The sequence below is a fragment of the uncultured Campylobacter sp. genome, assembly GCF_938045225.1.
In the GTDB taxonomy this organism is placed as follows: domain Bacteria; phylum Campylobacterota; class Campylobacteria; order Campylobacterales; family Campylobacteraceae; genus Campylobacter_A.
Genome location: NZ_CALINL010000228.1, coordinates 1 through 3,182, shown reverse-complemented (window position 1 = coordinate 3,182; position 3,182 = coordinate 1). Strand labels below are relative to the sequence as shown.

4 protein-coding genes are annotated in these 3,182 nt (G+C 44.0%); all 4 read right to left on the bottom strand.

Features of this window, described 5'->3' with window-relative positions:
* Nucleotides 1–338: 338 nt before the first annotated feature.
* On the bottom strand, nucleotides 339–755 hold the full coding sequence (locus Q0200_RS08200; RefSeq protein ID WP_297940095.1) for a hypothetical protein: 417 nt from the start codon (nucleotides 753–755) through the stop codon (nucleotides 339–341).
* A 71-nt stretch (nucleotides 756–826) separates the two neighbouring features.
* Complete coding sequence (locus tag Q0200_RS08195) at nucleotides 827–1,045, bottom strand: hypothetical protein (RefSeq protein WP_297940092.1); 219 nt, start codon at nucleotides 1,043–1,045, stop codon at nucleotides 827–829.
* The gene (fliS, locus tag Q0200_RS08190) at nucleotides 1,032–1,424 is read right to left on the bottom strand and encodes a flagellar export chaperone FliS (protein WP_297940090.1); all 393 of its coding nucleotides are present in this window, start codon (nucleotides 1,422–1,424) and stop codon (nucleotides 1,032–1,034) included. The genes Q0200_RS08195 and fliS overlap by 14 nt, the downstream gene beginning before the upstream one ends.
* Nucleotides 1,425–1,434: 10 nt before the next feature.
* Nucleotides 1,435–3,182 (bottom strand): flagellar filament capping protein FliD (gene fliD / locus Q0200_RS08185; protein ID WP_297940087.1); only part of this gene is annotated, 1,748 nt, incomplete at its 5' end.

The following is a 3,182-nucleotide window of genomic DNA, read 5'->3' as shown; positions in this document are numbered from 1 at the left end:
CCAACTCGCAGCAAGAAGGGATGGTTTTGAGTCTTATGTCAAACCCTTCGCTAGAGCCAAATTGTAAAATTTGGAGTAGATAAATAATCACTCACGACAGAACTCGGCTTATCGCCATGCCTCTTACTACTTTTATTTCGTTAAATTTAGCTAGCTTAGATTTTTTAAATTCGTGGGTTTGATTGCGATAAACTGCTATCTTGACGGCATGTTTTGCGAGGTTTGGGCAAATTAAAGCTGAGGTTTGCGGCGATTAAGCGGTGAAGTGAAATTTTGTCAAATTTGACGGCTGCGGACAGGGTTTAAATTTGAAACGGTGTAAGGCGCGTTTTTGGAGCCTAAATATCCCAAATTTCTAAAATTTGCGGACATAGAGTGCTAACGGCTAGCTTAAATTTAGATTTTTGTTCGTCGTTTGGATCGTTTATGGTTTCAAATTTTCCAAACATCTCGGCGATCTCAAGCCAGCCTATTATATCCAGATCAAATTTAACCAAATTTGATGCGCAAAGATAACCCGCGTCGTGGTCGTAAAAAGCGACCTTGCCGTCATTTAAGTAGGCTAGCCAAAGATCGCCCGTGCCCGTATCGGCAAAGATATAAAACTCTCGCAATATCTCGCTCTCGCCTTCAAAGACAAACCTCGCTTCATCGTTAAATTTAACTAGCTCGTACTCCTTTAGCACTCTAAAGTCGCCCGCTATCTCCGCGCCGAGTCTATTTTTTAAAGCGTTCTTTATAGCGTTTTCCGTCATATCTTTGCCTTTGCGGGATAAAATTTAGAAGGGAATTTGAGATAAAAAGCGCCGTAAATTTAAGAAATTATTTACGACGCTATATATTTTTTTACGTTTTTTAGCTTTTCTAGCTCTTTGCCTAGCTTTGCTTTATTTTCTTGGATCAAATTTATCGCTGCACCCAGAAGCTCCTGAGCTTGCAGGGCGTCCTCTAGGCTGTCAAATTTACTAGGAGTCTCGCCCGCTAGCGCCGCGATAGCCTCCGCGTCATCGTTAGCGACGGCGATTTTGAGCTCATCCAGCCACATCGGCTTGCCCCGCGCCAGTCGTCTCTTTCCATGCTTCAAGCAGCTGTTTGGTTACGCTCACGACCTCGTTTAGGCTCTGCTCGTCGTTGTTTATATTTGCCATGGCTAGTAGCTGGATCTGCCTCGTATAAAGCCCGCTTAGATAGTGCGCGATGCTACCTTGGTTGTAGTCTAGCGAGTTTAAAAGCTCGATAAAGATAGCGTTCGTGCGATTTATGAAATATACTTTTTTCTCTACGTCGTTATCTTGCATTGCTTTTCTAGCTCTAAAAATAAATCTCAAAACGCCCTCGTAAAGCATCTCGATGAGCTTAGTAGGCGACTCGATGCCGCCTACCGCGTTTTGCGAATACGCCGCGTGTGCAGTGTTGTATTGCATAAATTTACCTTTATTTTTTATTATATTCGGCTTCGATCATCGATTTTAGCGACGAAAATTCGCTATTTAGCTTGCTGATGATCTTATCGTATGCTAAAAATCGCTCTTCCATCGTGGCGTACTTTGCGTCTAGTGACTTTTGCGTCTTTTCTTTTTCCGAGTCCAGCGACTTTTTCTCGTCAATCAGGCTTTGGTTATACTTGGTTAAAGAGCCGTCTTTTGAGTTAATCAGTCTATCTACGGCTTTTTTAGCCGATGCAAATATCCCGTTTACGGTCGTGTTTTTCGGCGTTACGGTTGATTCACTAAAGCCCACGGCGTTTAGCGCCGCGGCAGAACCCTTTATGCTTATCGCCGTACCGTTTGTAGTTTTTAGCGATATGCCGTCTTCGTTTGCGGTTAGAGTCGCTTGTATGCCCGATATCCCGGCGTCGTTTATAGCTTTTAGTAGCGCTAGCGCGTTTTGCTTTGCCGAATTTGACGCAGGCGTAGCGGCTAAATTTATCTTTTTGCCGTTTATCACTAGATCGTCGCCGCCGATAGTGAGCGCGCCGCTATCTACCGGTTTTGAGCTAAGGACTTGAGCCGTACCGTAAGTGGTGCCGCCGGCAAATATCTTTTGCACGCTTTGCAAATCCTCATCTAGTTTTTTGCCGAGTTTTGAGCTATCTAGCTCTAGCAGGCCTTCTTTATTTAGGCTTAGACCGTAGTCGGCTAAATTTGCCGTCTTTGTTACGTTATCTTTCGTGTAGGTCTGATTGCCGAATAAAATTTTATTTAGCGTCGATTTTATCGTATTTATCTCGCTTACACCCTGGAATGTACCAGATTTTTTAGTGTCCGAATCATAATCTGTAGCGACTTTTAGGTTGTTTACGAGATTGTTATACGCCGTTACCATGCTTTGCATGCTCTCTTTTATTGCGCTCGTATCCTCTTTGACGCTAAAAGTCGTCTTGCCCGTATCTTTTAGTTTTATCGTCATTCCCAAATTTAGATCTTTTACCTCGTTGCCGCTTCGCTTTATCGTGATGCCGTTATATACGAACTCGGCGTCTTGCGCGGTTGAGATTTTATTGTTTGCGATGTTTGCGCTATCCCAGCCTAATTTTTGCAAAACGTCGTCCGCGCCGGTTAGGGCCGTACCGTCACTATTGACATTTGTTATCTCGACTTTATTTTCTGCGCCGGTTTCTTTGGACTGCAATATGAGCTGATACGGATCTTCGCCGCCAACCTTCATCGCTTTTGCCGAGACGGCGCCGTTTGTGACCTCGTTGATCTTATCGGCTAGCTCTTCTAGCGTAGTGGAGTTTTTAACCTCAATTTTATAGGTTTGGTCTCCGACTTTTATACCAAAGGTTCCGTTTTTGCCGATAAACGAGCTTGAGGTGGCAAATTTGGTGCTTTGATAAACGTCTTTTTTAGCTAGTTGTTTTACGTCTACCTCGATATCTTGCACCGCGACGCCAGCACTTACGCTTATATCGGCGCTTTTGCCGTCCGAGCTAGTCGTTCTTTTTTGATACGAGCTATCGTCTGCTAGGGTTGAAACCGAAGAGCGAAAGGTGCCAATCAGCGTTTTTAGAGCGGTTAGATCTTTTTGTTTTGTCGCGTTTGCCGTGATTTTAGCGGTTACTGGTTTTATCTGGCCCGCTTCGTCGGCGGCTTTTAGCTTATCTATAACGTCTTGCGTTAAAACTTGGCTACCAAAGCCAAGCGAAGAAACTTTACCTAGTGCCATTTTTAGCTCTCCTT

What these genes read in the sequence shown, in the direction of transcription:
- Q0200_RS08200 (WP_297940095.1), bottom strand. Translation starts at nt 755, where the DNA reads ATGACGGAAAACGCTATAAAGAACGCTTTAAAAAATAGACTCGGCGCG.
- Q0200_RS08195 (WP_297940092.1), bottom strand. Translation starts at nt 1,045, where the DNA reads ATGTGGCTGGATGAGCTCAAAATCGCCGTCGCTAACGATGACGCGGAG.
- fliS (WP_297940090.1), bottom strand. Translation starts at nt 1,424, where the DNA reads ATGCAATACAACACTGCACACGCGGCGTATTCGCAAAACGCGGTAGGC.